This is a genomic window from Brevundimonas bullata (assembly GCF_003350205.1).
GTDB lineage: Bacteria > Pseudomonadota > Alphaproteobacteria > Caulobacterales > Caulobacteraceae > Brevundimonas > Brevundimonas bullata.
This window is the reverse complement of record NZ_QLLC01000023.1, coordinates 1-25383: the sequence shown is the minus strand read 5'-3', so window position 1 is coordinate 25383 and position 25383 is coordinate 1. Positions and strand designations below refer to the sequence as shown.

Annotated in this window: 23 protein-coding genes and 1 pseudogene; 16 read left to right on the top strand and 8 right to left on the bottom strand. The window is 68.5% G+C overall.

The features are described 5' to 3' along the window. Positions 1 to 4: 4 nt before the first annotated feature. Entirely contained in the window at positions 5 to 1504 is a 1500-nt protein-coding gene (locus DXK21_RS11660) for a phosphomannomutase/phosphoglucomutase (protein ID WP_114817947.1), read from the bottom strand. A 188-nt stretch (positions 1505 to 1692) separates the two neighbouring features. Here DXK21_RS11660 and gpmA point away from each other — a divergent pair, with 188 nt between their 5' ends. The 3 genes from gpmA to DXK21_RS11645 all read left to right on the top strand — a co-directional run bounded on the left by gpmA (position 1693) and on the right by DXK21_RS11645 (position 4391). Then, positions 1693 to 2418, top strand: a complete 726-nt coding sequence (gpmA, locus tag DXK21_RS11655; RefSeq protein WP_114817964.1) for a 2,3-diphosphoglycerate-dependent phosphoglycerate mutase — start codon at positions 1693 to 1695, stop codon at positions 2416 to 2418. Further along, entirely contained in the window at positions 2415 to 3047 is a 633-nt protein-coding gene (locus DXK21_RS11650) for a bifunctional diaminohydroxyphosphoribosylaminopyrimidine deaminase/5-amino-6-(5-phosphoribosylamino)uracil reductase RibD (RefSeq protein ID WP_114817946.1), read from the top strand. The genes gpmA and DXK21_RS11650 overlap by 4 nt, the downstream gene beginning before the upstream one ends. Positions 3048 to 3110: 63 nt before the next feature. After that, positions 3111 to 4391: a pentapeptide repeat-containing protein gene (locus DXK21_RS11645; protein ID WP_114817945.1), complete on the top strand. Its 1281-nt coding sequence runs from the start codon at positions 3111 to 3113 to the stop codon at positions 4389 to 4391. Between the two features lie 125 nt (positions 4392 to 4516). Here DXK21_RS11645 and DXK21_RS11640 read toward each other — a convergent pair whose 3' ends face one another. Beyond that, positions 4517 to 4993, bottom strand: coding sequence for an Hsp20 family protein (locus tag DXK21_RS11640; RefSeq protein WP_114817944.1), 477 nt, complete (start codon positions 4991 to 4993; stop codon positions 4517 to 4519). Positions 4994 to 5290: 297 nt separating this feature from the next. On the opposite strand from DXK21_RS11640, the gene DXK21_RS11635 reads away from it, so the two are divergent. The 3 genes from DXK21_RS11635 to DXK21_RS11625 all read left to right on the top strand — a co-directional run bounded on the left by DXK21_RS11635 (position 5291) and on the right by DXK21_RS11625 (position 8106). Further along, entirely contained in the window at positions 5291 to 6106 is an 816-nt protein-coding gene (locus DXK21_RS11635; protein ID WP_114817943.1) for a class I SAM-dependent methyltransferase, read from the top strand. 78 nt (positions 6107 to 6184) lie between these two features. Continuing rightward, positions 6185 to 7084, top strand: coding sequence for a class I SAM-dependent methyltransferase (locus DXK21_RS11630; protein ID WP_114817942.1), 900 nt, complete (start codon positions 6185 to 6187; stop codon positions 7082 to 7084). Then, complete coding sequence (locus tag DXK21_RS11625; RefSeq protein WP_114817941.1) at positions 7081 to 8106, top strand: alpha/beta fold hydrolase; 1026 nt, start codon at positions 7081 to 7083, stop codon at positions 8104 to 8106. Before DXK21_RS11630 ends, DXK21_RS11625 begins: the two co-directional genes overlap by 4 nt. 53 nt (positions 8107 to 8159) lie before the next feature. Here the strand turns inward: DXK21_RS11625 and hisN are convergent, their stop codons facing one another. Together hisN and DXK21_RS11615 are read right to left on the bottom strand one after the other, a co-directional pair. Further along, positions 8160 to 8936 (bottom strand): histidinol-phosphatase, encoded by a 777-nt coding sequence (hisN, locus tag DXK21_RS11620; protein WP_114817963.1) that lies wholly within the window; start codon positions 8934 to 8936, stop codon positions 8160 to 8162. Between the two features lie 65 nt (positions 8937 to 9001). Then, positions 9002 to 9274, bottom strand: a pseudogene (locus DXK21_RS11615) (helix-turn-helix domain-containing protein); the annotation flags it as partial. 184 nt (positions 9275 to 9458) lie between these two features. Here DXK21_RS11615 and DXK21_RS11610 point away from each other — a divergent pair. Then, positions 9459 to 9716, top strand: coding sequence for a GlsB/YeaQ/YmgE family stress response membrane protein (locus tag DXK21_RS11610; RefSeq protein ID WP_114817939.1), 258 nt, complete (start codon positions 9459 to 9461; stop codon positions 9714 to 9716). Between the two features lie 75 nt (positions 9717 to 9791). Here DXK21_RS11610 and DXK21_RS11605 read toward each other — a convergent pair whose 3' ends face one another. Continuing rightward, positions 9792 to 10247, bottom strand: coding sequence for a superoxide dismutase (locus tag DXK21_RS11605; RefSeq protein WP_114817938.1), 456 nt, complete (start codon positions 10245 to 10247; stop codon positions 9792 to 9794). A gap of 147 nt (positions 10248 to 10394) precedes the next feature. Between DXK21_RS11605 and DXK21_RS11600 the strand changes: the two genes are divergently transcribed. Further along, positions 10395 to 12059, top strand: a complete 1665-nt coding sequence (locus tag DXK21_RS11600; protein ID WP_114817937.1) for a phosphatidylglycerol lysyltransferase domain-containing protein — start codon at positions 10395 to 10397, stop codon at positions 12057 to 12059. A gap of 142 nt (positions 12060 to 12201) precedes the next feature. On the opposite strand, the gene typA is transcribed toward DXK21_RS11600, so the two are convergent. Both typA and DXK21_RS11590 read right to left on the bottom strand, forming a co-directional pair. Next, positions 12202 to 14034: a translational GTPase TypA gene (gene typA, locus DXK21_RS11595; RefSeq protein WP_114817936.1), complete on the bottom strand. Its 1833-nt coding sequence runs from the start codon at positions 14032 to 14034 to the stop codon at positions 12202 to 12204. Between the two features lie 128 nt (positions 14035 to 14162). Beyond that, the gene (locus DXK21_RS11590; RefSeq protein ID WP_114817935.1) at positions 14163 to 15221 is read right to left on the bottom strand and encodes a YeiH family protein; all 1059 of its coding nucleotides are present in this window, start codon (positions 15219 to 15221) and stop codon (positions 14163 to 14165) included. Between the two features lie 83 nt (positions 15222 to 15304). Here DXK21_RS11590 and DXK21_RS11585 point away from each other — a divergent pair, with 83 nt between their 5' ends. Then, entirely contained in the window at positions 15305 to 16174 is an 870-nt protein-coding gene (locus tag DXK21_RS11585; protein WP_114817962.1) for a LysR substrate-binding domain-containing protein, read from the top strand. 5 nt (positions 16175 to 16179) lie between these two features. On the opposite strand, the gene DXK21_RS11580 is transcribed toward DXK21_RS11585, so the two are convergent. Beyond that, on the bottom strand, positions 16180 to 18228 hold the full coding sequence (locus DXK21_RS11580; RefSeq protein ID WP_114817934.1) for an OPT family oligopeptide transporter: 2049 nt from the start codon (positions 18226 to 18228) through the stop codon (positions 16180 to 16182). Between the two features lie 129 nt (positions 18229 to 18357). Between DXK21_RS11580 and mutM the strand changes: the two genes are divergently transcribed. From mutM to recF, 7 genes are all read left to right on the top strand, one after another. Continuing rightward, the gene (gene mutM / locus DXK21_RS11575; RefSeq protein WP_114817961.1) at positions 18358 to 19221 is read left to right on the top strand and encodes a bifunctional DNA-formamidopyrimidine glycosylase/DNA-(apurinic or apyrimidinic site) lyase; all 864 of its coding nucleotides are present in this window, start codon (positions 18358 to 18360) and stop codon (positions 19219 to 19221) included. 67 nt (positions 19222 to 19288) lie between these two features. Continuing rightward, positions 19289 to 20074: an enoyl-CoA hydratase gene (locus tag DXK21_RS11570; RefSeq protein WP_114817933.1), complete on the top strand. Its 786-nt coding sequence runs from the start codon at positions 19289 to 19291 to the stop codon at positions 20072 to 20074. Between the two features lie 132 nt (positions 20075 to 20206). Beyond that, the gene (gene rpsT / locus DXK21_RS11565; protein WP_114817932.1) at positions 20207 to 20476 is read left to right on the top strand and encodes a 30S ribosomal protein S20; all 270 of its coding nucleotides are present in this window, start codon (positions 20207 to 20209) and stop codon (positions 20474 to 20476) included. A 509-nt stretch (positions 20477 to 20985) separates the two neighbouring features. Next, a complete protein-coding gene (gene dnaA, locus DXK21_RS11560; protein WP_114817931.1) occupies positions 20986 to 22434 on the top strand; it encodes a chromosomal replication initiator protein DnaA in 1449 nt (482 codons plus the stop codon). Between the two features lie 146 nt (positions 22435 to 22580). Then, entirely contained in the window at positions 22581 to 23699 is a 1119-nt protein-coding gene (gene dnaN / locus DXK21_RS11555; protein ID WP_114817930.1) for a DNA polymerase III subunit beta, read from the top strand. Positions 23700 to 23737: 38 nt separating this feature from the next. Next, on the top strand, positions 23738 to 24022 hold the full coding sequence (locus DXK21_RS11550) for a GIY-YIG nuclease family protein (RefSeq protein WP_114817929.1): 285 nt from the start codon (positions 23738 to 23740) through the stop codon (positions 24020 to 24022). Positions 24023 to 24191: 169 nt separating this feature from the next. Further along, positions 24192 to 25328 (top strand): DNA replication/repair protein RecF, encoded by a 1137-nt coding sequence (recF, locus tag DXK21_RS11545; protein WP_114817928.1) that lies wholly within the window; start codon positions 24192 to 24194, stop codon positions 25326 to 25328. Positions 25329 to 25383: the final 55 nt, after the last annotated feature.

The window sequence follows — 25383 nt, the reverse complement described above, 5'->3', positions numbered from 1 at the left end:
AGGGTCAGATTTCCTGATTGAAGGCGCCGATCTCGGGGTGGGCGGCGAGGCGGGGTTTGACCTCCTTGTGGAACAGGTCGCGCATGTCGTCGGCGGAGCGCATGCTTTCGACCACCACCACCAGTTCCGGCTTGTTGCTTGAGGCACGCACCAGGACCCAGGAGCCGTCCTCGAGGTGGACGCGGACGCCGTTGACAGTGATGGCCTCGACAATCTTGCGGCCCAGGATCGAGCCGCCCGACGCCGCCAAGTCCTCGTATTCCTTCACGATCCTGGCCAGGACGTCGTACTTCAGCTCGTCGTCGCAGTGCGGCGACATGGTCAGGCTGGTCCAGGCGTCGGGCAGGGCGGACTTCAGTTCGCTGAGTTTCTTGCCGGGGTTACGGTCCAGCATGGCCAGCACGGCGCCGGCGGCGACCAGGCCGTCGTCATAGCCGTGGCCCAGGTCGCCCGAGAGGAAGAAGTGGCCCGACTTCTCGAAACCGGCCAAGGCGCCCAGTTCGGCGGTCTTGCGCTTGATGTAGGAGTGGCCGGTCTTCCAGTAGACGGTGGTGGCGCCGTTGGCCTTCAGCACTTCGTCGGCCTTGTAGAGGCCGGTCGACTTCACATCGACGACGAAGGTGGCGTTCGGGTGCAGGGCCGACAGGTCGCGGGCCAGCATCAGGCCGATCTTGTCGGCGAAGATCTCCTCGCCGGTATTGTCCACCACGCCGCAGCGGTCGCCGTCGCCGTCGAAGCCCAGGGCCAGGTCGGCGCCGGTCTCCTTCACCTTTTGCGCCATCGCGACCAGCATGACGTGATCTTCCGGGTTCGGATTATACTTGGGGAAGGTCCAGTCGAGCTCGGTGTCCATCTCGATCACCTCGGCGCCCATCAGGCGCAGGGCCTCGGGGGCGAAGGCGCCGGCGGTGCCGTTGCCGCAGGCGGCGACGACCTTGAGCGGACGGGTCAGCTTCACCTTGGAGGCGACGTCCTTGATGTATTGCTCGCGGAAGCCCTCGACGCGCTCGACGCGGCCGCCGGGGCGGGCCACGCCCTCGCCGCTCAGGACGATCTCTTTCAGGCGGCCGATCTCGTCGGGGCCGAAGGTCAGGGGCGCCTGGGCGCCCATCTTGACGCCGGTCCAGCCGTTTTCATTGTGGCTGGCCGTGACCATGGCCACGCAGGGGCAGTCCAGGGCGAACTGGGCGTAATAGGCCATCGGCGACAGGGCCAGGCCGATGTCGATCACCTCCATGCCGCCTTCCAGCAGGCCGAGGATCAGGGCCTGTTTCACCGACAGGGAATAGGAGCGGAAGTCGTGGCCGACGGCGATGCGGGGGCGGACGCCGATCTCGTGGACATAGGTGGCGAGGCCCAGGCCAAGCGCCTGAATGCCCAGAAGGTTGATCTCTTTTTCCAGAATCCAGCGGGCGTCGTATTCACGGAAGCCGGTGGGCTTCACCAGGGGAGTGGTTTCGTAGGCCGCCGTATTGGGGCGGATGTCCTGGCGCGGCTTCAACATGGGTCTTCCTGAACGTCAATGGGCGAGAGAATGAACCGCCCGCCCCTAGCGTCGCGGTATAGCGGGCGTCCCCCGAGAGGCCAAGAACGCGCGGCGAGGCGTCAGGCTGCATTGGCGTTCGCGGCGGTGAAACCTTGACCAGCCCCGCGTCCACGGCCTACGCGAAGGACGACGATACGGAGACGCCCATGCCCCGCCTGATCCTGCTGCGCCACGGCCAGAGCCAGTGGAACCTGGAAAACCGCTTCACCGGCTGGGTCGACGTCGACCTGACCGCCGAGGGCGAGGCCCAGGCGCGGCGCGGCGGCGAGCTGATCGCCGAGGCCGGGTTCAAGCCCGCCGTCATGTTCACCTCGGTCCTGACGCGGGCCAAACGCACCGGCGCCCTGGCGCTGGACGCGGCGGGTCTGAAGGATGTGCCGGTGATCGAGGACTGGCGCCTGAACGAGCGCCACTACGGGGGCCTGACGGGCCTGGACAAGGCCGAGACGGCGGCCAAGCACGGCGAGGACCAGGTCAAGGTCTGGCGCCGCAGTTATGATGTGCCGCCGCCGCCCCTGGCGCCGGGCGGCGAGTTCGATTTCGGTTCGGACCCCCGCTACGAGGGCAAGGCCATCCCGGACACCGAGAGCCTGAAGACCACGCTGGATCGGGTTCAGCCCTATTGGGACGCCGAGATCGCGCCGCGCCTGAAGGCGGGCGAGGACGTGCTGATCGCCGCCCACGGCAATAGCTTGCGCGCCATCGTCAAGCTGTTGTTCGCCGTGCCGGACGACCAGATCGTCGGCGTCGAGATCCCCACCGGCAATCCGCTGGAGGTCGATCTGGACGCCGACCTGAAGCCGGTCGCCGCCCGCTATCTGGACCAGGCGCGGGCGCAAGCCCTGCCGCCGATGACAAGTCCGGGCGCATGAGTTCGACCAGCAAGGACGACGCCGTCCACATGCGCCGCGCCATTGATCTGGCGCTGGCGAGCATGGGCGAGACCTGGCCCAATCCGGCGGTCGGCTGCGTCCTGGTCAAGGACGGGGTCGTGCTGTCGGAAGCCGCCACCGCGCCGGGCGGACGCCCCCACGCCGAGGAGCAGGCCGTGCCCGCCGCCGGCGAAGCCGTGAAGGGCGCGACCGCCTATGTCACCCTGGAGCCCTGCGGCGCTCGCTCGTCGGGGCGCAAGTCCTGCGCCCACTTCCTGGCCGAGGCCGGGGTCGAGCGGGTGGTGATCGCCGCGCTCGATCCGTCGCCCTTCGCCTCGGGCCGGGGCACCGAGCGTCTGCGCCAGTCGGGCCTGACCGTCGAGACCGGCCTGCTGGCCGAGGACGCCGCCGTTCTGTGCGAGGGCTTCCTGCACCGGGTCGAGACGGGTCGGCCGATGGTTCGCGTCAGCGAGGACGGGAAGGGCTTCGACGGCCGCTTCGTCGCCGCCCCGCGCGCCGACCTGACGACCGAACTGAACCGGCTGGGCGAGGCGGGCTATACCCGGCTGTGGACCAATGAGGGCGAACTGGCCGAGGCCCTGCGCGAACAGGGCCTGCTGACCGAGTAAACCCGGTCGGAAATCCCTGTTTCCGCAAAGCTTCCTTAATGGGGCGTAAGCCATGTTGTCGGCATGAGCGACGCCGCCGATCCTGTCCGCAAGAAACCGACCCAGGCCGAGGTCGACCTGATCTGCGCCAAGCATGACCGCCTGTGGCAGGCGCGGCCCGGCGGGGCGCGCGCCGTCTTCGCCTGGATGGACCTGTCGGGGCTGACGCTGCGGGGCCGCAACCTGGCCGACGCCGACTTCGCCGCCGCCCGTCTGCACGGCTGCGACCTGTCCGGGGCCAAGCTGGACAACGCCAACTTCTTCGGCGCGGACATGCAGGACATCAACCTGACCGAGGCCAGCCTGCGCCGGGCCGATCTGCGCGGCGCCTGCCTGCGCGGGGCCGACCTGTCGGGGGCCGACCTGTTCGAGGCGGACCTGCGCGAAGGCACGATCGCGGCGGCGGACGGCAAGCTGGGCTTCCGCGTCATCGAGGCGCAGAAGCGCGGCGACACCCAGGCCCAGGGCGCCAGTCTGGTCGGGGCCAACCTGCAACGCTCGCGCATGACCGGCATGGTGGCCATCGCCGCCGACTTCACCGACGCCATCATGAAGGACTGCAAGCTGGTCCGGGCCAATCTGAAACAGGCCAATTTCACCGGCGCCGATCTGGCGGGCGCGGACCTTTCGGGGGCTGATCTGTCGGGCGCGGACCTGACCGACGCCATCCTGGTGGGGGTGAAGGCGACCATGTGGCGCACCGACGGGGCCAATATGGAAGGCGCGCTGACCGACAATCGCTCGGCGGGCGAATCCGTCAGCCGCATGCCCGCCGCCGAGATGCTGCGCGACCACGCCCAGTGGTGCGAGACGGGCGGGGCCGAGGGCCAGCCCTCGGTGTTCGACGGGGTCGATCTGCGCCCGCTGGAGTCCATTCGCGGTCTGAACCTGACGGCCCTGTCGGCCAAGGGGGCGGTCTTCTACGGTCTCGACATGGAGGGGGTCCAGCTTCAGGGGGCGCAGCTGGAAGGCGCGGACCTGCGCTCGGCCAATCTGCGCCGGGCCGACCTGCGCGGGGCGCGGCTGGGCCGGGCCAAGCTGAACGGCTCGGACCTGCGCGAGGCGCAGTTGGGGCCCTTGATGCTGGGCGCGGACCGGCTGCTGCCGGCGGACCTTTCGGGGGCTATCCTGCGCGGGGCCGACCTGTCGGGCGCTGACCTGCGCCGGGCGGTGTTGAAGGGGGCGGACCTCAGCCGCGCCGTCATGCACGGCGCTCAGGTCAAACAGGCCGACTTTACCGGCGCCCAGACCGGCGGCGCGCGCGGGCTGGACCCGGCGGATCTGAAGGCGGCGGCGGCGGCTTAACTGCGCCCGCTATAGCCAAAGCACTGGGTCCCCGCCTCCGCGGGGATGAGCGGGATTCTCGAGCGCACGAAAAAGGGGCGACGCGAACGCCGCCCCTTCTCAGTGTCTCAGGCGAAGGCTGCGGCTCAGGCGGCCTTATCCGCCTTGTCGGTCTTGCCTTCGATCAGGCCCTGGCCGGTCGCGATCTCGATGCGGCGCGGCTTGAGCGCCTCGGGCAGTTCGCGTTGCAGGTCGATGGTCAGCAGACCGTTGGACAGGTCGGCGCCCTTGACCACCACATAGTCGGCCAGCTGGAAGCGGCGCTCGAAGTCGCGCTCGGCCAGGCCGCGGTGCAGATAGGTCTTCTGGACCGAGGCGTCGTCGTTGGCGGCCTTCTTGCCGGTGACGGTCAGCGAGTTTTCCTTGGCCTCGATATTCAGCTCGTCGGGCGAGAAGCCGGCGACGGCGATTTCGATGCGATAGGCGTTCTCGCCGGTCGTCTCGATATTATAGGGAGGCCAGCCGTTTTCCTGGCTGGAGCGCGCGGCGCTTTCCAGCTGGCGGGCCAGTCGGTCGAAGCCGACGGCGGAACGGTAGAGCGGGGAGAAATCATAGGTACGCATGGGTCATCCTTCTGAGGTTCAGCAAGGTTGAGCCGCCCGGCGATTGGGGCCCCGGACGACGGAGGGGTTCAGTCCCGGCGGTCCGAAATCGGCCCCGTCAGGTCTGGAGAGCCCGGGATCGGCGCTCTCGGATGAAGAGGTAGGCGGGCTTTTTCTCGGCGCAAGGGGGCGACCTCGGAGCGCCTCGAAGGAAAAGGGCCGCGCGAAATCGTCGCTTGGTCCAATCCGCGCCTTGCCGAGGCCGCGAAGCGCCGTAAGGGTTACAGATTGTTTCCTTCAGGACCGACCGGAGCCCCCATGCGACCTCTCGTCCTCGCCGCCCTTGTGACGGCTGCGCTCGCCTCGCCCGCCCTTTCTTCGCCGGCATGGGCGCAAAGCGCCCCGGCGGAACCGCCGGCCCTGCAACACCGTCAGGGGCTGTCGATGGAAATGCCCAGGCTTGAGGAAGACGCCGCGCTTCAGGCCGCCATCGCCTCGCCCGCGCGGCCCGAGGCCGACCGCGCCCGCGACGGCCAGCGACACCCGTTCGAGACCCTGACCTTCTGGGGTTTGCAGCCCGGCCTGACGGTGGTCGAGATCGAGCCCGGCCGCGCCGGCTGGTGGCGCAACATCCTGGAGCCCTATGCGGCGGCCACGGGAGGGCGCTACGTTCCCGTCAGCAAGCCGACCGAGAGCATGGGCGTCGAGGACGGGACCGCCGACATGGTGGTGGTGGCGCGCGCCTTCCACAACTGGTCGCGCGACGGTCGGACCGATCCGCATCTGGCGGCCTTCTTCAAGGCCCTGAAGCCGGGCGGCGTCCTGGCGGTGGAGCAGCACCGCAGCGTCGATGGGCTGAACGTCGCCGATGTCGCCTCGACCGGCTATGTGCCTGAAAGCTACGTCATCCACGCCGCGCGCCGCGCCGGGTTCGAACTGGAGGCGCGCAGCGAGTTGAACGCCAACGCCAAGGACGACCGCGATCATCCGTTCGGCGTTTGGACCCTGCCGCCGACCCGCACGTCGGAACGGGCCGGCCGCACCCTGACGGCCGAGGAGCGCGCCGCCTTTGACGCCATCGGCGAGAGCGACCGCATGACCCTGCGTTTCCGCAAGCCCGAGGCCGCGAACTGATGCGGTTTGCGATTTTGACCCTGGTGGAGAAGCGTCCTAAGCCCAGGACCATGATGATCCTGACCCAGGGAGACGCGCATGGCTGAGCGTTCGACGCGACGCGCGGTTCTGGCGGGCGCCTGCATGGCCGCCTTCGCCGGCCTGGCCGCCTGCGGCAAGAAGGAAGAGAAGGCGGCGCCCCAGGCGCCCGCCGCTCCGGCGGGGCCGCCGGAAGGATCGCTGGAATGGGCCGTGGCCGGGGCGTGGCGCTCGGCGGCTGACAAGGGGCGCGACGCCTGGCGCCATCCGGTCGAGACCCTGCGGTTCTTTGGTCTGCAACCCAAGATGACGGTCGTCGACTTCTGGCCGGGCAGCGGCTGGTACGTCGAGATTCTGGCGCCCTATCTGAACAAGGGCGGCGGCACGCTTTATCTGGCGGGCTTCGCCGAAGAGCCGGCGGCGGAACCGGCCCAGGTCGCGATCAACAACGCCCTGAAGGCCCGTATCCTGGCCGACAAGAAGCTGTACGGCGCCGTTCAGTTCACCGCCTTCGGGCCGACGACGGGGCCGGTGGCCCCCGCCGGGACCGCCGACCTGGTCCTGTTCATGCGCTACATCCACGCCTGGATGGCGGCGGGCATCGCCGAGAAGGCCTTTTCCGACGCCTTCGCCGCCCTGCGCCCCGGCGGCGTGCTCGGCGTCGAGCAGCACCGGCTCCAACCCGATGAGGATCAGGATCCGGCGGCGGCCAACGGCTATGTGCAGGAGGCCTTCGTCAAGCAGCTGGCCGCCGAGGCCGGTTTCGTCTTCGTCGAGGCGTCCGAGATCAACGCCAACCCGGCGGACACCAAGGACCATCCCTTCGGGGCCGACACCCTGGCGCCCATCCGCCTGACGGCGCCCATGGGCCAGCCGGCCAATCCCGAGTTCGATCGCACCAAATACGACGCGATCGGCGAGAGCGATCGCATGACCTTGAAGTTCAGGAAGCCCGAGTGAACCGCGCCACCGCCTTCGCCGCCCATGCGCCCCTGATGGGGGTTCCCGGCGCCGCTTCGCCTCCCGGCGGAGAAGGCGACTGGTTCCGCGGCGCGGGCGGGCTTCGCCTGCGCGCGGCCCTGTGGACGCCGTCGGCCATGGTGGCCAAGACGCCGCGCGGGACGGTGGTGCTGAGCCCCGGCCGCACCGAACCGATCGAGAAGTATTTCGAGGTCATCGGCAACTTCCTGGCGCGCGGGTTCTGCGTCCTGGCCCACGACTGGCGCGGCCAGGGTCTGTCGGCGCGCTTGCTGCCCGACCGGCTGCGCGGCCATGCCCGCGCCGTCGAGGAGTTCCTCGACGACTACGCCCGTCTGCTGGACGCCTATGAGGCCCGGGCGCCCAAGCCCTGGATCATGGTCGGCCACTCCATGGGCGGGGCCTTGAACCTGCTGTCGCTGGAGGCGGGCGAGGACCGCTTCGCCGGCGCCCTGTTGTCCAGCCCCATGCTGCGCATCAAGACCGGCAAGCGGTCGATGTGGTCGGTCAAGCTGGCGGTGCGCTGGAACCTGCGTCACGGCAAGGCGGGCGACTATGTGCTGGACAACCCCGACGACCCGTTCGACCACACCTTCGAGAAAGACGCCCTGACCTCGGACCGCAACCGTTACGACCTGTGGCGTCAGCAGCTCTACGCCTGCCCGCACTTGGCCATCGGCGGCCCGACCTGGGGCTGGCTGGCCTTCGCCCTGGACGCGGGCGAGCGGTCGCTGAAGCCGCGCGCGCTGAAGGCGGTCAAGATTCCGGTCTGCGTGGTTCAGGCGTCCGACGACGACAAGGTCTGGAAACAGACCAACCGCTGGGCGGCGCGTCGCCTGGGCCGAGGCCGCTATGTCGAGGTGCCGGGGTCGCTGCACGAGGTCATCATGGAGGCGGACCCGTTGCGCGGCGTCTTCCTGGATGAATTCGACGCCCTGGCCGGCTATGTCGCCCCGGCCGAGGGGCAGGCCGCGACCGCCGCGCCGGCCCGGGGCGACGGCTAGAGCGAATTCGGTTTGGGTGCGACCCCGCCCAAACTCGGATAGCCGCTCCCGCTTCAGGCGTTGAGGACGGTCAGGGCCTGGTGGGTCAGGGCCGCGTCGCCGACGGCCAGGATGCGTCCGTCGCCGTCGGGCGTCTGGCCGGTCCAGCCTGTGACCTGGCCGCCGGCGGCTTCGATCACCGGCTTCAGCGCCGACCAGTCCCAGACCTTCAGTTCGGTTTCGGCCACCAGGTCGATGCGGCCCGCCGCCACCATGGCGTAGGCGTAGGCGTCGCAGCCCAGACGCGCCAGGCGGGCCGAGGCGCGCAGCCGCGTCCAGGCCTCGCGGTCGGCGCCGACGAAGATGTCAGGGTCGGTGGTGGCGATCAGGGCGTCCGACAGGAGCGGGCAGGGGCGGGTTTTGAGCGGCGTCTCGGCGCCGCCGCGCAGCAGGCGGGCGCCGGAGGGACCGCCCAGGAAGATCTCGTCCAGATAGGGCTGGCCGATGGCGCCGATCAGCGGCGCGCCTTCATGGCGCAGAGCGATCAGGGTGGTCCACAGCGGCAGGCCGGCGATGAAGGCGCGGGTGCCGTCGATGGGGTCCAAGACCCAGACGTGGTCGGCGTCCGGGCGGTCCTCGCCGTATTCTTCGCCGATCACGCCGTGATGCGGATAGCGGGCGGCGATCAGGCGGCGGATGGCGGCTTCGGACGCGCGGTCGGCCTCGGTGACGGGATCGAAGGCGCCGGGCCCGGCCTTGTTCTCTTCGGCGTTGTCGCCACGGAAATAGGGCAGGGCCGTGCGCGCGGCTTCTTGCGACAGTTCGACGGCGAAGGCTTCCAACTCGGTCATGCCGAGCAGATACACCGCCCGCCCTCAGGGGGCGAGGGGGGCAGAGCGAGATGACGTCAGGCGGCTTCGTCTCGGGCGAAGGCTTCGATCTCGGTTGCAGCGGCGGGACGCTCACGCGCTTCTTCGAGGCCGTCGTAGAAGTAGCTGATCGGGGTCGACAGGGCCTCGGCCAACTCCCACAGGCGGGCCGCCGAGATGCGGTTGGCGCCGCACTCGTATTTTTGAACCTGCTGGAAGCGAACCCCGACCTGAACGGCCAGTTGCTGCTGGGTCAGGCCCAGAAGACGACGACGACGACGCAGGCGACGACCCAGGTGAAGATCGATATCGGTGGCCATGACGGCCCCTCCCTCTGACGGTCTGTGCTGTACCGGATCGGCACGGCTCAGGCTGTTCGCCGCAAAGGCCGTGCCGATTTCCCCTCGGACGCGAACGGCGAAGCTTCTGACCCTGGGAGGCAACCCAGGCGGGCGCGGCGCATTACGGTCGAGGCATCACGCCATTTTTCATGGGAGGGACTGAATGAGCGGCTTTGGATTCATCGCCTGGATCATCATCGGCATCATCGCCGGATGGTTGGCGGAAAAGATCATGAAGCGCAGCCATGGCCTGCTGACCAATCTGATCGTGGGTGTCATCGGCGCCCTGCTCGGCGGCTTCCTGGCCAATAACCTGCTGGGGATCGACGCCTCGGGCAGCTGGATCGTCGGCATCATCGTCGCCACCATCGGCGCCGTTTTGCTGCTGTTCCTGCTGGGACTGGTGAAGAAGCGGGGCTGATCGGACATACCGAAAGCCCAACGACAAAAGGGGCGGCCCGACGGGCCGCCCCTTTATTCATACCGGCTCTGAAAATCAGGCGGCAGGTTCGTCAGCCGCCGCCGGCTCGGCGGAGTCGGTCGGCTCAGCAGGCGCGTCCGTGGCGTCGACAGGCGGCGTGGCGGCAGGCGCTTCACCGGCGACCGGGGCTGCAGCCTGGAAGTCGGACAGGCTGGCGTTGACGACGATGTCGGCGCCGTCCTGACGGATGCCGGCCACCGGCACAGGACGGACCGAACCGTCAGCGCCGCGCACGGTCAGTTCCTGACCCGAGGCGCCGTTCTGGGCGCCGACCAGCTTGCCGAGCTCGGAACCATCGGCGCTCTTGACCGTGGCGCCGGGCGTCAGGGTCAGGCTTTGGGGTTGAGCCGCAGGCGCCTCAGCGGGAGCCGGTTCGGGCGTCTGCGGCGTCGTGGCGTCTTGTGCGAGCACAGGGGCGGCGAAGAGGAAGGCGCCGGCGATGCCGGTCAGCAGGGCGGTCTTGCGGATCATGAGGTCTCTCCGTTTGAGCGAGTCTGGCGCTCGCGAAATAGTGAACTCGCTGCATTTCAGATTGTTTCATGCGCCTAGAAATGACCTTTTCAGCGCCGCAAACGGCCGATTCCTGCTTTATGTGAGGCGCAGGCCCCGAGAGGACGAATGACGACAACGAAACGGCAGGGCGGAGCAAGGCGGCTGGTTCAGCGTCTGGGCGGGCTGGTCTATGAGCTGACGCCGCAGATCTTCGCCGTGGCTTCCTTCATCCTGGGCGCGATCATGCTGTTGTCGGCGGTGACGCCGGCCTTCAGCGGACGGTTGCAGGTCCTGGGCCAGGTGACGGCGCCCCTGTTGATCGACCTGTCGCATTTCGCGGCCAGCGTGACCGGCTTCCTGCTGCTGCTGGTGTCGGCGGGTCTGTGGCGGCGTCGGCGCGGGGCCTACTACGCCGCCCTGTTCGGCCTGATGCTGGGGGCGGTCTTTTCTCTGCTGAAGGGGCTGGACTGGGAGGAGGCGGCCGAGTTGACCCTGGCGGCGGCCCTGCTGCTGCCCTGTCGGGCGGCTTTCAACCGGCGCTCGAGGCTGGGCGAGCCGTTGCGGCCGGGCTGGCTGCTGATGTTGGCCGCGGCGGTCGTCGCCATGCTGTGGCTGGGCTTTTTCGCCTATCGCGACACCGCCTATACCGACGAGCTGTGGTGGACCTTCCTGACGGACAAGCAGGCCTCTGGCTTCCTGCGCGCCGGTGCGGTGCTGGCGATCCTGACCCTGGTCGTGGCGGTGCGGTCGCTGCTGACGGCGCCGGGCGCCCGCAGTCACGGCCCGGCGGGGCCGGCGGACATCGAACGCGCCCGCGTCGCCCTGGCCGAAGCCGATACGGCGACGCCGGAGGCCAATCTGGCCCTGCTGGGCGACAAGGCCCTGCTGTTCAGCCCCTCGGGACGCAGCTTCATCGCCTATCGCGTGCGGGGGCGACGCTGGATCGCCATGGGGGAGGCGGCGGGTCTGAAGGCGGAGCGGCTGGAACTGCTGTGGGCCTTCGCCGAACTGGCCGACAGCTATGGCGGGGCGCCGGTCTTCTATTCGGTCGGCGAGGGCATGCTGGCGGATCTGGCGACCCTGGGCCTGGCCGTGCGCAAGGTGGGCGAGGCGGCGGTGATCGACGCCGAGCACTTCTCGACCGAGGGCAAGGGCAAGCAGAACCTGCGCACCGCCGTGAACCGCGCCGAACGCGAAGGCACGACCTTCGAGGTCCTGCCCGCCGGAGCCGCGCGGTCGCTGGAGACGGAACTGAGGGCGGTGTCCGACGCCTGGCTGGACCATCACAACGGGTCCGAGAAGGCCTTCTCACTCGGGCGGTTCGACATCGACTATCTGAACCGCTCGCCCGTCGCCGTGGCGCGTCATGACGGCCAGATCGTCGCCTTCGCCAACCTGCTGGTCGGGGCGCGCGGCGAGGAGGTCATGATCGACCTGATGCGCCATACGCCGGACGGGCCGCACGGGGTGATGGACTATCTGTTCACCCGCACGGCGCAGTGGGCGCGGGCCGAGGGCTTCCGCCGCCTTGATCTGGGCATGGCGCCCCTGTCGGGTTTGGAGGACCGGCGTCTGGCCCCGGTCTTCGCCCGCGTCGGCGCCCTGGTGTTCGAGGAGGGCGGGGCGGTCTACGGCTTCCAGGGCCTGCGCGCCTACAAGGGCAAGTTCGGCCCGGCGTGGCGACCCAAGTTCATCGCCGCCTCGACCAGCACCCCGCTGGCCCTGGCGCTGCTGGACGTGGCCCTGCTGACCAGCGGCGGCTGGCTGGGCCTGCTGGGGTTGAGGAAGTAGGGCGTCTTATTTCCCTCTCCCATCGGGAGAGGGGGAGCTAGCGGCCCCAAGTAGCCCGAAGGGCGATAGGCCCAAGCAATATGCCCCAAAAAAGAAAGGCGGCCCTTGCGGACCGCCTTCTTCATTTCGGTTGTCGTCAGCCTCAGTCGGGGCGGACGCGCTTCTTGCGGAAGGACGGGTTCAGGACGGCCTTGCGCAGACGGATCGACTTGGGCGTCACTTCGACCAGTTCGTCTTCTTCGATGTAGGCGATGGCCTGTTCCAGCGACATCTGGCGCGGCGGGGTCAGGCGAACCGACTCGTCCTTGCCCGAGGCGCGGACGTTGGTCAGCTGCTTGCCCTTGATCGGGTTGACGTCCAGGTCGTCCCAACGGCTGTTCTCGCCGATGATCATGCCCTGATAGGTCTTTTCGCCGGCGCCGACGAACATGACGCCGCGGTCTTCCAGGTTCCAGAGGGCGAAGGCGGCGGTTTCACCGTCCGAGTTCGAGATCAGCACGCCCTTCAGGCGACCCTCGATGGCGCCCTTGTGCGGCTCGTAGTGCGAGAAGACGCGGTTCAGCACGCCCGAGCCGCGCGTGTCGGTCAGGAACTCGCCCTGATAGCCGATCAGCGAACGCGACGGGCATTTCAGCTGGATGCGGGTCTTGCCGGCGCCCGACGGGCCCATGTCGGTCATTTCAGCCTTACGGGCCGACAGCTTCTCGATGACGATGCCCGAGAACTCGTCGTCGACGTCGATCATGACGTCTTCGATCGGTTCCATCTTCTCGCCGTTCGGGCCGGTCTGGAAGACCACGCGGGGACGCGAGATCGAGACCTCGAAGCCTTCGCGACGCATGTTCTCGATCAGAACGCCCAGCTGCAGTTCGCCACGGCCGGCCACTTCGTAGGCGTCGCCGCCTTCGGTGGTGGTGACGCGGATGGCGACGTTGGCTTCTGCTTCTTTCAGCAGGCGGTCACGGATGACGCGCGACTGGACCTTGTCGCCTTCGCGACCGGCCAGGGGGCTGTCGTTGACCGAGACGGTCATCGAGATGGTCGGGGGATCGATCGGCTGGGCCGGCAGGGCGTCCATGACTTCCATGGCGCACAGGGTGTCGGCCACGGTGGCCTTGGACATGCCGGCGATGGCGACGATGTCGCCTGCTTCCGAACCCTCGTCCAGGGCCTGACGCTTCAGCCCGCGGAAGGCCAGAACCTTGGTGATGCGGCCGCGCTCGATTTCCTTGCCGTCACGGTCCAGGGCGTGGATGGCCATGCCGGGAACGGCCTTGCCGCTCTGGATGCGGCCGGTCAGCAGACGGCCCAGGAAGGGGTCGCTTTCGATCAGGACGTTCAGCATCTGGAACGGCTTGTCGCGGTTTTCCTGAACCTTGGGCGCCGGGACGTGGTCGACGATCAGGTCGAACAGGGGGTGCAGGTTGTCGCTGGGGACGTTCAGGTCCAGCGTGGCCCAGCCCGAACGGCCCGAGGCGTAGATGTGCGGGAAGTCCAGTTGCTCGTCCGTCGCGCCGATGGCGGCGAACAGGTCGAAGGTTTCGTTGTGAACGCGGTCGGGATCGGCGTGGGCGCGGTCGACCTTGTTGATGCAGAGGATGGGACGCAGGCCCATCTTCAGCGCCTTGGTCAGCACGAACTTGGTCTGGGGCATGACGCCCTCTTCGGCGTCCACCAGGATGACGCAGCCGTCCACCATGCCCAGGATGCGCTCGACTTCACCGCCGAAGTCGGCGTGGCCGGGGGTGTCGATGATGTTGATGCGGGTTTCGCCGGCCTTGCCGTTCCAAAGGACCGAGGTGCACTTGGCCAGGATAGTGATGCCGCGTTCTTTTTCCTGATCGCCGGAGTCCATCGCGCGCTCGGTCGTCGCCTCGTTGGCTCGGAAGACGCCAGACTGAGCCAGCAGCTGGTCAACCATGGTGGTCTTGCCATGGTCGACGTGGGCGATGATAGCGACGTTACGAAGGTTCATTTCGGGCTCGGGCGGACTGTGTTCGGCCACGGAAGTCCGGGCCGCTGCAAGATGCGGAAAGCAGGAAGGAAGCGGCGCCTCTTACAGCCCTATCGTCGGAAAGACCAGCGGGGCGGTTCGATTGTGCGTCAGGCGGGTAAAATGAGCACGATGGTCGCCAGCGCAAGGCCCCCGATCAGCAGGGCTGAAAGCGCCGCCACGGCGGCCACGCGCGGCCCGGCCCGGACCACGGCGCGCGGATCGACCATCAGACCCAGCCCTGCCATGGCGATGAGGGTCATGGCGGTGACGGCGGCTTGCAGGGGGGGCAGGACGACCTCGGGGATCAGGCCGGCCGAGCGCAGACCCATCAGGATCAGGAAGACGACGATGAACCAGGGAGCCATGTGGTGCAGTTTGGGGCCCTTCGCGCCTTCCACCTTGCCGGACCGCAGCAGACCCAAGACCAGGCAGATTGGGCCCAGCATCAGGACGCGGACCAGCTTGACCACGGCCCCGGTCTGGACGGCCAGAAGCCCAGCGGGGGCGGCGGCGGCCAGGACCTGGGGCACGGCATAAACGGTCAAGCCGGCCAGGACGCCGACGCGGGTGGCGTTGAAGCCCATCAGGGCGCCGACGACCGGGACCAGCAGGACCACGGCGATGCCCAGGACGGCGGTGAAGCCGATGGCGGCGGCCACATCCTCGCCCTCGGCCTCGATGACCGGGGCGACGGCGGCGATGGCCGAGTTGCCGCAGATGGCGTTGCCGCAGGCCACCAGCAGGGCCATGGCGGGCGGCAGGCCGAAGGCCCGGCCCAGGGCGTAGCCGCCGACGATGGCCAGAACGACGACGCCGACGATGGCCAGCAGGAGGACAGGACCGAGCGCCATGACGGCGGCGCCCGACACGGTCGCGCCCAGCAGGGCGACGGCGACCTCAAGCAGGGTCTTGGCGCTGAACTGGACGCCGGGCATCCAGACATTCGACGGGGTCCAGAACAGCCGGACGCCCGCGCCCATCAGGATGGCGATGACCAGGCCCTCGACCCAGGGGTGGCCGAACAGCGCAGTCTCGATCAGTTGCAGGGCGAAGGCGACGGCGCCGACCCCGGCGCTCAGCAGAACGCCGGGCAAGAGGCGTGCGAGGCCGTGCAGCGGGCCGATCAGGCTGGAGGGGGGGTGGGCGGAAGGATGGGCGGTCGTCATGACGCCGCATCATCTGCTCCGGTTTCTGATCGATCCAACGGATAGTTCTGGATTTAACAATCGATAAAAGCGATTGATTGGCCATGACGCTGGAACAGCTCCGTATCTTTGTCGCCGTGGCCGAGCGTCTGCACATGACGCGGGCGGCCGAGGCGCTGAACCTGACCCAGTCGGCGGTCAGCGCGGCGGTGGCGGCGCTGGAGGGGCGGCATGGGACCCAGCTGTTCGACCGCGTGGGTCGCGGGCTGGCGCTGAACGCGGCGGGCGCGGCCTTCTTGCCCGAGGCCCGCGCCGTTCTGGCTCAGGCCGAGGCGGCGGAGCGGGTGCTCGACGACCTGGCGGGGCTGAAGCGGGGTTCGGTGCGGCTGTTCGCCAGCCAGACCATCGCCGCCTACTGGCTGCCGCCGCGCATGGCGGCCTTTGCGCGAGCTCATCCCGAGATCCAGCTGCATCTGGAGATCGGCAACACGCATCGGGTGATCGAGGCGGTGCTGGCGGGGGAGGCGGAGCTGGGGCTAATCGAAGGGGCGTTCGAGGCGGGGCGGGTCGAGAAGGTGCGCATCGACGCCGACCGGCTGGTGGTGGTGGCGGCGCCGGGGCATGGGCTGGCAGGGCGGGGCGAGGCTCTGTCGGCGGCGGAGCTGAAGGCGCTGGACTGGGTCTTGCGGGAAGAGGGGTCGGGTACGCGGAGCGAGTTCGAGGCGGCCTTGCCGCGCGGCGTCGCGGGCAGCTTGCGGGCGGTTCTGACCCTGCCGTCCAACGAGGCCATCCTGTCGGCGGTGGCGGCGGGGGGGCTGGTGACGGCGATTTCGGAACTGGCCGCCCAGCCTCTGATCGAGGCGGGGCGGCTGGTTCGTCTGCCGCTCGATCTGCCCGAGCGGCCGTTTCATCTGCTGCGCCACCGCGAACGGCGGCCCAGTAGGGCGGCGGAGGCCTTCGCCTCCGCGCTTTAGAGGTTTTAGACCTTGGCCGAGCGGCTGCGGATCCACGAGTAGAGAGCGAAGGTCAGGGCGGCGAAGACGACGACGCCCGCCAGCATGGCCGGCCACATCGTGTCCTTGGGCAGAAGCGCGAACGGCGCTTCGTTCTTCGTGCTGACGATGACGGCGGCGGTGAAGACGCCGAACAGGCTCTCGCCCACGATCAGGCCCGAGGCGAGCAGCACGCCCATGCGACGGCCGACGTCGGCGAAGCGGGTCGTGGAGATCCACCTGTCATAGACCCAGCCGCAGACGGCGCCGACGACCAGCATGGTGGTGACGGCGGCCGGCAGATAGACGCCGATGCCGGCGGCCAGCGGCGGCAGCTTGACCTTGTCCTTGGTCGCGCCGCGCAGGACGATGTCGAGGATGATGACGCCGACGCCGACCAGGGCGCCGATACCGATCAGGTCCCAGCGCAGCTCGCCGCTGATGACGCCCTTGGCCAGGGCCGAGATCAGGGTGGCCTGCGGCGCGGCCAGGGTCTGGGCGCCTTCGACGATGGCGGGCGGTCCGCCTTCGAAGCCGAAGGCCTGGTTCATCATGTCCAGAACGAAGGGGATGACCAGGGCGCCGGCGACGACGCCGACCAGCAGGGCCGTCTGCTGACGCCACGGGGTGGCCTCGACCAGCTGGCCGGTCTTCAGGTCCTGCAGGTTGTCGTTGGAGATGACGGCGACGGCGAAGACGATGGAGGTGACGATCAGGGCGAAGGCGATGATCGACGGGTCCGCCGGCACCTTGGCGATGGCCATGACAGCCAGCATCAGCAGGGAGGCGATGACGATGGCCAGGATGCCGACGCCCGAAACCGGGCTGTTGGACGAGCCGATCAGGCCGGCCATGTAGCCGCAGATGGCGGCCACGGCGAAGCCGATGACCACGACATAGATCAGCCCGCCGATGACCAGGATGGGGGCCGAGGCGGCCAGGGTCGTGCCCTGGGTGAACAGGGCCAGCAGGACGCCGATGCCGACCAGGGCGGCGACGGACAGCAGGCCGACGATCTTGATCGGGATGTCCTGCTCGGTGCGGTCCAGAACCTCGCCGTGGGCGCGCTTGCTCTGCGCGGCCAGGGCCGAGACGAGACCGGCGACCAGGGGCTTGGCCAGCTTGAACAGGGTCCACAGGGCGGCGACGCCGATGACGCCGGCGCCGATGAAGCGGACTTCCTTGGCCCAGACCGTCATGGCCAGTTCCTCGGCCGGGGCGCCGGCCGGAAGCGAGGCGGCGATGGAGGGCACGCCGTGGGCAGCAGCCCAGGCCACGAACTCGGGCGAGGTCAGGATGGGGACGAAGATCAGCCAGGCCAGGACCAGGCCGAACAGCTGGGTCAGGCCGACGGCCAGACCGATCAGGTGGCCGGCGCCCAGAAGCGCGAACTGCATCGAGAAGCCGACGCCCGTGGCGCCACCGCCGAGGGCGGCGGGCAAGCGCAGGAAGGCGGTGGTTTCGGCGGCGAAGACGCGGGCCGATGCCAGGAAGGCGAAGAAGGCCGAGGCGATGGCGCTGCCGACCACGACGACCAGACCCGAGCGGTTCTCGCGCACGGCGCTTTCGGATTCATCAGCGCCGGGCGAGCCGACCTTCAGAACCTCGGCGGCGGCGACGCCCTCGGGGTAGGGAAGACCGCCCTGAACCACCAGGGTCCGGCGCAGCGGGATGGAGAAGGTCACCCCCAGGACGCCGCCGAGGATGCAGATCATCACCGACTCCCAGAAGGGGAAGTTCATCCACCAGCCGATCATGACCAGGCCGGGCAGGACGAAGATGATCGAGCTCATGGCGCCGCCGACCGAGGCGACGGTTTGGACCGTCATGTTCTCCCAGATGGTCGAGCCTTTGAAGGCGCGCAGCAGGGCCATGGAGATGACCGCCGCCGGAATGGCCGAGGCGAAGGTCAGGCCGACCTTCAGGCCCAGATAGGTGTTGGCCGCCGTAAACACCGCCGCCAGCAAGCAGCCCAGGATCAGGGCGCGGATGGTCAGCTCGATGCGTTTGCCGGTGCTGGGAGGACTGTCTGTCATGCGGGGCTCTTTCCGTGTGTCGCGCCGGAGGTAAGCCGGAAAGCGGCGCTGTGACAACGGGGGGCGGAGGATTGAAGGCGCGCCGTCATCTTCCTTCTCCCGCAAGGGGAGAGGGGCTAGATGTTCGTCATGCCTGAATTGCCTGAAGTTGAAACCGTGCGGCGGGGTCTGGAGCCGGTGCTGGAGGGGGCGCGGTTGACGGCGGCGCGTCAGAACCGGCCGGACCTGCGCTTTCCCTTTCCTGAGCGCTTCGTCGAGCGGCTGGACGGGGCGACGGTGCTGCGGCTGGATCGGCGCGCCAAGTATCTGCTGTTTCCGCTGTCGACCGGCGAGACCTGGGTGACGCATCTGGGCATGACCGGGCGGTTCACCCTGGAGGGCGTGGCGCCGGGGGTGTTCGAGACGGACGCGCCGGTCGCGGGCAAGCACGAGCACATGAGCCTGACCGCCGAGCGGGGCGGGGTGCTGACGCGGCTGGGCTATGCAGACGCGCGGCGTTTCGGCTTCATGGGGCTGATCCCGACGGAAGCAGTCGAGGGGCACGCCTGGTTTGCGGGGCTGGGGCCGGAGCCCCTGGGCAACGGCTTTTCCGCCGCCCATCTGGCCGAGGTCTTCGCCGGCAAGGCGCAGAACATCAAGGTCAGCCTGCTGGACCAGAGGAATGTGGCGGGGCTGGGCAATATCTATGTCTGCGAGGCCCTGTACCGGGCCCGCATCTCGCCGCTGACGCCGGCGGGCAAGGTCAGCCGCCCCCGGCTGGAGCGGCTGGCGACCGAGGTGAGGAATGTCCTGGCCGACGCCATCACGGCGGGCGGCTCGACGCTGAAGGACTTCGCCAATGTCGAGGGCGGGCAGGGCTATTTCCAGCATCGCTTCGACGTCTATGGCCGCGAGGGCGAGCCCTGCCGGACCGAGGGCTGTTCCGGCGTGGTGGCGCGGGTGGTCCAGGGCGGGCGTTCGACCTTCTTCTGTCCCGTCTGTCAGAAGGGTTAGGGCGCGGGTGTTCCAGTGGGCGGGCTGAGGCGCTAGACCTGCCGCGAACGATATAGAGGAGCGCCTGATGGCCGACGCCTATTCCACCCTGCTGATCGAACGCCACGCGGACGGCTATGCGGTCGTCACCCTGAACCGGCCGGAGGCGCTGAACGCGCTGAACACCACCCTGACGAGCGAGCTGGGCGACTTCCTGGAGAGCGTGGCCGACGATGACAGCGTGCGCTGCATCGTCCTGACCGGCTCGGTCAAGGCCTTCGCCGCCGGCGCCGACATCAAGGAGATGGCGGACCAGGCCTATGCCGACATGTACCGCGGCAACTTCTTCGCCCGCGCCCATGACCGGGTGGCTGGCTTCCGCAAGCCGATCATCGCGGCGGTGTCGGGCTATGCCCTGGGCGGCGGCTGCGAACTGGCCATGCTGTGCGACTTCATCATCGCCTCGGAGACGGCCAAGTTCGGTCAGCCCGAGATCAACCTGGGCGTGGCCCCCGGCATCGGCGGTTCGCAGCGCCTGACCCGCGCCGTGGGTAAGGCCAAGGCGATGGACATGTGCCTGACCGGGCGGATGATGGACGCCGCCGAGGCCGAGCGGGCCGGCCTGGTCTCGCGCGTGGTGGCGTCTGACGCCCTGCTGGACGAGGCCCGCGCGGCGGCGGCCAAGATCGCCGGCCAGTCGATCCTGGCGGTCATGGCCAACAAGGAGCTGGTCAGCGCCGCCTTCGAGACCACCCTGACGCAAGGTGTGGTGTTCGAGCGCCGCCTGTTCCACTCCCTGTTCGCCTTCGAGGATCAGAAGGAGGGGATGGCCGCCTTCGTCGAGAAGCGCAAACCCGTCTTCACGGGGCGCTGAAACCCAGGCTGTGATTCAATTCCGGCCGGGTCGCGTTGACCGGCCGGAGCCTTTCCGCTATAGCCGCCCGCTCTTGAGATTTCCTCGCCGTGGACGTGGGTTCGCGGCGTTTTCGTTCGAAGGTTTTACCCGATGGCCAACAATGCAGGCGCCCGCAAGGCGATCCGCAAGATCGAAGCGCGGACCGAAGTAAACAAGGCCCGCCGCACCCGCGTCCGTACTTACCTGCGTAAGTTCCAGGAAGCCCTGACGGGCGGCGACGCCGCCGCCGCCAAGGCCGCCTTCATCACGGCTCAGTCGGAACTGATGCGCGCCGTGTCCAAGGGCGTGGTTCACAAGAACACCGGCTCGCGCAAGGTTTCGCGCCTGGCCGCCCAGCTGAAGAAGCTGTCGGCCGCCTGATTTAGACGGCGTCGCGGACGGGCTTTCACGCCCTTGTCAAACGACGTCATCTGAGGCGTTCGGATGACCCGTAACAGGGTTGTCGCAAGAAAATCTAGCGATTTCAACGGCGAGGAAGCGCAAGCTCCCTCGCCGTCTTGCTGTCTGGCGTTAAGTCTCCGACAGAATCCGGCGTTCGGAATTGGGGCGAAATAGCCGTTTTCCCAAGCACTGCCGAGGTTTGCCGGAGTCAAACAATTTAAGTGCGAATCTCGACTCGAATCAGCGTTGATCTCCGGCGTGCGGCGGGTAAGTTTTGGCCTGTAACGCACTTCCATCCCAATCTGGATGAAGACGGGGGAAATCAATGGTTTCCGCCGGCGGGAGACGTCTGTCCGTGAGTATGACCCCACCTGCGAAGCCTCGGCTTTTCGGGACCGGAGAAGTCGTCCCGGCGGTCGCCTTCGTTGTGTGTTGGTTCGGTGGTTCTAACTCTTGGCGGGTGTGTTTTGACGAATTTGGGGGGCGCGATGACGGGCATGACGGATCCGGACCGTATCTGGACTGAGGCGGCGGGCCGCCTGAAGACCGAGATCGGCGACGGGCCGTTCAGCAGCTACATCGCGCCGTCGGCCGTGCGGCTGGATGCTTCGGGCAATCTGATCCTGGTGACGCCGACCGCCTATGCGCGGGACTGGGTGCGCAAGAACGCCCTGCGTCGCATGAACGAGCTGTGGCTGGGCCTGGACGGCCTGTCGCGCCGTCTGGATGTCCGTTGCCGCGCCGAGGTTGGCTCGCCCGCCCCGGCCACCGCCTTCCCCGCCGGCGAGGCCCCGCGCCTGGCCTCGGTCGGCGGCGTGGTCGCGCCTTCGGTTCCGGCCTCGGCCATCAGCGCCTCCGCCTTCGCCCCCTCGACCGACGGCGCCCGCGCCGTGCGCGCCGCCGGCCTGCAAGAGCGCCTGACGTTCGACAGCTTCGTCGAAGGCCAGGGCAACGCCTTCGCCTTCGCCATCGCCAAGCAGGTGGCCAGTTGGGCTGACGGCCACTTCAACCCGGTCTTCTTCTGCGGCCCCTACGGCTACGGCAAGACCCACCTGTTGAACGCCATCGCCTGGGAGGCGCAGCGTCTGCGCCCGGACGCCAAGGTGGTCTATCTGACCGCCGAGCGCTTCCTCTCGACCTTCGTGCGCGCCATGCAGGACCGCTCGACCGCGGCCTTCAAGGAGAGCCTGCGCTCGGCCGACATGCTGCTGCTGGACGACGTCCAGTTCGTCGGCGGCAAGACGAGCACCCAGGAAGAACTGCTCAACACCCTGACCTCGCTGATCGAGGACGGCAAACGCATCGTCCTGTCGGCCGACCGCGCGCCGACCGCCCTGACCGACGTCGAGCCGCGTCTGCGCAGCCACCTGGCCGCCGGCCTGACCTGCCCGGTCGAAGCCGCCGACCGCAATCTGAAGATCGCCGTAGCCCAGTCGCGTCTGAACGCCCTGGCCAAGCTGGGCGTGGTCTCGGGCCAGGCCCGCACCGACGTGCTGGAACATCTGGTGGACCGCACGCCGGGCTCGATGCGTGAGCTGGAAGGCGCCGTGAACACCCTGGCCGCCGTCGCCGGCGCCCGCCTGTCGACCCTGGGCGTGGAAGAGGCGCAGAGCCTGCTGGGCGTCGCCCTGCGCGGCGGACCCGAGCGCCGCATCACCGTGGATGAGATCCAGAAGACGGTCGCCGATCACTTCAACCTGAAGCAGGCCGATCTGCTGAGCGAGCGCCGCACCCGCGCCATCGCCCGCCCGCGCCAGATCGCCATGTACCTGTGCAAGCAGCATACGACCCGGTCCTATCCCGACATCGGCCGTCGCTTCGGCGGGCGCGATCACACGACCGTCCTGCACGGCGTGCGCAAGATCGAAGAACTGATGCCGAAGGAAGAGCAGATCGCGCGGGATGTGGAAGCCCTTACCCGCAAGCTGCGCGGATAAGGTTTCGTCCACGGTTAGCCTGTGGATAGCGGGGGCAGACGTCGTCGGATGTCGGCCCCCCGTTGCCCCCGCCGCTCAATGCGCTAGTGTTCCCGACCATCCTTACGGCGACGCTGATGAAGGCGTCGCGGCCCGGGCGAGACCACATGCAGCTGACCATCGAACGTTCCGCGCTCCTGAAAGCCCTCGGGCACGTTCAGAGCGTGGTCGAGCGCCGCAACACCATTCCGATCCTGTCGAACGTGCTGTTGAGCGCCGGACGCGACCGGCTGGCCTTCGCCGCCACCGATCTCGACATGGAGATGGTGGACGAGGCCGAGGCCCAGGTGAACGTCGAGGGCCAGATCACGGCCTCGGCCCACACCCTGTACGAAATCGTCAAGAAGCTGCCGGACGGCGCCGAGGTCTCGCTGACCTATTCGGGCGACGATCCGCGTCTGGTGATCTCGGCGGGCCGGTCCAAGTTCAACCTGCCGGTCCTGCCGGCCGGCGACTTCCCGATCATGTCGACGGAATCCACGGGCGCCCGCTATTCCCTGCCCAAGGAAGACCTGGCGCGTCTGATCGACAAGACCCGCTTCGCCGTCTCGACCGAAGAGACCCGCTATTATCTGAACGGCCTCTATCTGCACACGGTGGCCGAGGGCGGGGTGCCGCTGCTGCGCGCCGTGGCCACCGACGGCCACCGTCTGGCCCTGGCCGAGACCCCGGCGCCGGAAGGCGCGGCGGGCGGTCCCGGCGTCATCGTGCCGCGCAAGACCATTGATCAGGTCCGCCGCCTGCTGGACGACGGAAACGGCCCGGTCGAGGTCCAGGTCTCGGCCCAGAAGATCCGCTTCGAGTTCGGCCAGGCCAGCCTGACCTCCAAGGTCATCGACGGCGCCTTCCCTGACTATCTGCGCGTCATTCCCAAGGGCAACGACAAGCAGGCCGACATCGACAACGCCCTGTTCGCCAAGGCCGTGGACCGCGTCGCCACCATCTCGGCGGAAAAAAGCCGCTCGGTGAAGCTGGCCTTTGACAACGACCGGGTGAAGCTGACCGTGCGCAACATGGAAGCCGGCCAGGCCGAGGAAGAGGTCGAGATCGGCTATTCCGAAGAGCCGTTCGAGATCGGCTTCAACGCCCGCTACCTGCTGGACGTCGCCGGCCAGATCACCGGCGAGACCGCCCACTTCAAATTCGCCGATCCCGCGTCGCCGACCCTGGTGCTCGATCCGGCTGATCCGGGCGTGCAGTACGTGTTGATGCCGCTGCGGGTCTAAGCCCCGCAGAAAAAGTGAGCGCCGGGCCGGGAGGTTGGATGTATTTCTACACCTACATCCTGGCCGGTCGTCGCAACGGCGTCCTCTATACCGGATCGACCGACGACCTGCTGAAGCGGGTCGTCGAGCATCGCGAGAAGCTGCGTGGCGGCTTCACCGCCAAGTATGGGGTTTCGCGCCTAGTCTGGTATGAGCTCCACGGCACGCGCGACGAGGCTTTTCGCCGTGAGCGCCAGATCAAGGAATGGCGGCGGGCATGGAAGCTCGACCTGATCGAGCGGATGAATCCGGGTTGGGACGATCTGCTTCCGACATTGCTTTGAAGGTGTTGGCTGAACCAAATCCGCCGCTCATCCCGGCGGACGCCGGGATCCAGTCCTTTGGCTGCAAGCGCGGCGTGTCTGGCTCTCACTGGACCCCGGCGTCCGCCGGGGTGAGCGGGTTTCTTAGGGGGCGTTTAGCTTCCAAATCGGTGTATCTGCCGACCCACGCATGATCACCTCCCTCGCCCTCACCGACTTCCGTTCCTATGCGAGCGCCAGCCTGCCGGTTTCCGGCGGGGCCGTGGTGCTGCACGGGCCGAACGGGGCGGGCAAGACCAATCTGCTGGAGGCCATCAGTCTGCTGACGCCCGGCAAGGGTTTGCGCGGGGCGACGGCGCAGGAGATGGGGCGGCGCGAGCCGGGCGAGGCCGTGGGGCGGGCCTGGGCCGTCATGGTGACGCTGGATGAAGAGGGCGAAGAGGTGCGTCTGGGCACCGGGGTGCAGACGCCGGGGGCGGCAAGGCGCATCGTCCGCATCGACGGCGAGACGGCCCCGCCGGGGCGGCTGCTGGACCATCTGCGCCCGGTCTGGGCCACGCCCGAGCAGGATCGGCTGTTTTCCGATGCGCGGGCGGCGCGGCTGCGGTTCTTCGACCGGCTGGTGTTCGCGGCTGACCCTGATCATGCGGCGACGGTTTCGGCCTATGAAAAAGCGTTGAGGGAGCGGTTGCGGCTGCTGACCGACGGGGCGGAAGGGAAGCCCGCCGATCCCCTGTGGCTGGATGCGCTGGAGGCGCGGCTGTCCGAGGCCGGGGCGCGGGCGGCGACGGCGCGGACGCGGGCCCTGACGGCGCTGCAAGCCGGCATCGACGCGCGCGGAGACCGGCCCTTTCCCCAGGCCGACCTGGGCCTGACCGGCGAGGCCGAGGCGATGGCGGCGGCGGGGGCGGACGAGGCCGACATCGTCGGGATGCTGGGCGAGGGCTTTGTGCGGGCGCGGGGGCGCGACGCCGCCGCCGGACGCTCGCTGTTCGGGCCGCATCGCTCGGACCTGACGGCCCTGCACCGCGAGAAGAACCGGCCCGCCGCCGAGGGGTCTTCGGGCGAGCAGAAAGCCCTGGTGCTGAACCTGATCCTGGCCCAGGTCGGGCGGCTGGCCGATCCTGAATTCGGCCAGAAGGCGCAGCCCGTCCTGCTGCTGGACGAGGCCCCGGCCCACCTCGACGAGGTGCGCCGGGCGGCCCTATTCGACGAGATCGAGGCCTTGCAGTTGCAGGCCTTCATGACCGGCACCGAGCGCAGTCTGTTCGCGGCGCTGGAGGGACGGGCGCAGTTCGTGAGCGTGGAGGGCGGGGCGCTTTTCTAGCCTTCTCCCCTTGCGGAACCGTTGCATTATTCGCGGATCGTGATTCCCTGTCTCT

Excerpts from the sequence above, each read along its gene's own strand:
- DXK21_RS11580 (WP_114817934.1), bottom strand. The coding sequence starts at position 18,228 with ATGACAGACAGTCCTCCCAGCACCGGCAAACGCATCGAGCTGACCATC.
- DXK21_RS11660 (WP_114817947.1), bottom strand. The coding sequence starts at position 1,504 with ATGTTGAAGCCGCGCCAGGACATCCGCCCCAATACGGCGGCCTACGAA.
- DXK21_RS11610 (WP_114817939.1), top strand. The coding sequence starts at position 9,459 with ATGAGCGGCTTTGGATTCATCGCCTGGATCATCATCGGCATCATCGCC.
- typA (WP_114817936.1), bottom strand. The coding sequence starts at position 14,034 with ATGAACCTTCGTAACGTCGCTATCATCGCCCACGTCGACCATGGCAAG.
- dnaA (WP_114817931.1), top strand. The coding sequence starts at position 20,986 with ATGACGGGCATGACGGATCCGGACCGTATCTGGACTGAGGCGGCGGGC.
- mutM (WP_114817961.1), top strand. The coding sequence starts at position 18,358 with ATGCCTGAATTGCCTGAAGTTGAAACCGTGCGGCGGGGTCTGGAGCCG.
- DXK21_RS11640 (WP_114817944.1), bottom strand. The coding sequence starts at position 4,993 with ATGCGTACCTATGATTTCTCCCCGCTCTACCGTTCCGCCGTCGGCTTC.
- gpmA (WP_114817964.1), top strand. The coding sequence starts at position 1,693 with ATGCCCCGCCTGATCCTGCTGCGCCACGGCCAGAGCCAGTGGAACCTG.
- DXK21_RS11645 (WP_114817945.1), top strand. The coding sequence starts at position 3,111 with ATGAGCGACGCCGCCGATCCTGTCCGCAAGAAACCGACCCAGGCCGAG.
- DXK21_RS11585 (WP_114817962.1), top strand. The coding sequence starts at position 15,305 with ATGACGCTGGAACAGCTCCGTATCTTTGTCGCCGTGGCCGAGCGTCTG.
- hisN (WP_114817963.1), bottom strand. The coding sequence starts at position 8,936 with ATGACCGAGTTGGAAGCCTTCGCCGTCGAACTGTCGCAAGAAGCCGCG.
- DXK21_RS11630 (WP_114817942.1), top strand. The coding sequence starts at position 6,185 with ATGGCTGAGCGTTCGACGCGACGCGCGGTTCTGGCGGGCGCCTGCATG.
- DXK21_RS11590 (WP_114817935.1), bottom strand. The coding sequence starts at position 15,221 with ATGACGACCGCCCATCCTTCCGCCCACCCCCCCTCCAGCCTGATCGGC.
- DXK21_RS11650 (WP_114817946.1), top strand. The coding sequence starts at position 2,415 with ATGAGTTCGACCAGCAAGGACGACGCCGTCCACATGCGCCGCGCCATT.
- DXK21_RS11605 (WP_114817938.1), bottom strand. The coding sequence starts at position 10,247 with ATGATCCGCAAGACCGCCCTGCTGACCGGCATCGCCGGCGCCTTCCTC.
- DXK21_RS11635 (WP_114817943.1), top strand. The coding sequence starts at position 5,291 with ATGCGACCTCTCGTCCTCGCCGCCCTTGTGACGGCTGCGCTCGCCTCG.
- dnaN (WP_114817930.1), top strand. The coding sequence starts at position 22,581 with ATGCAGCTGACCATCGAACGTTCCGCGCTCCTGAAAGCCCTCGGGCAC.
- DXK21_RS11600 (WP_114817937.1), top strand. The coding sequence starts at position 10,395 with ATGACGACAACGAAACGGCAGGGCGGAGCAAGGCGGCTGGTTCAGCGT.
- rpsT (WP_114817932.1), top strand. The coding sequence starts at position 20,207 with ATGGCCAACAATGCAGGCGCCCGCAAGGCGATCCGCAAGATCGAAGCG.
- recF (WP_114817928.1), top strand. The coding sequence starts at position 24,192 with ATGATCACCTCCCTCGCCCTCACCGACTTCCGTTCCTATGCGAGCGCC.
- DXK21_RS11550 (WP_114817929.1), top strand. The coding sequence starts at position 23,738 with ATGTATTTCTACACCTACATCCTGGCCGGTCGTCGCAACGGCGTCCTC.
- DXK21_RS11570 (WP_114817933.1), top strand. The coding sequence starts at position 19,289 with ATGGCCGACGCCTATTCCACCCTGCTGATCGAACGCCACGCGGACGGC.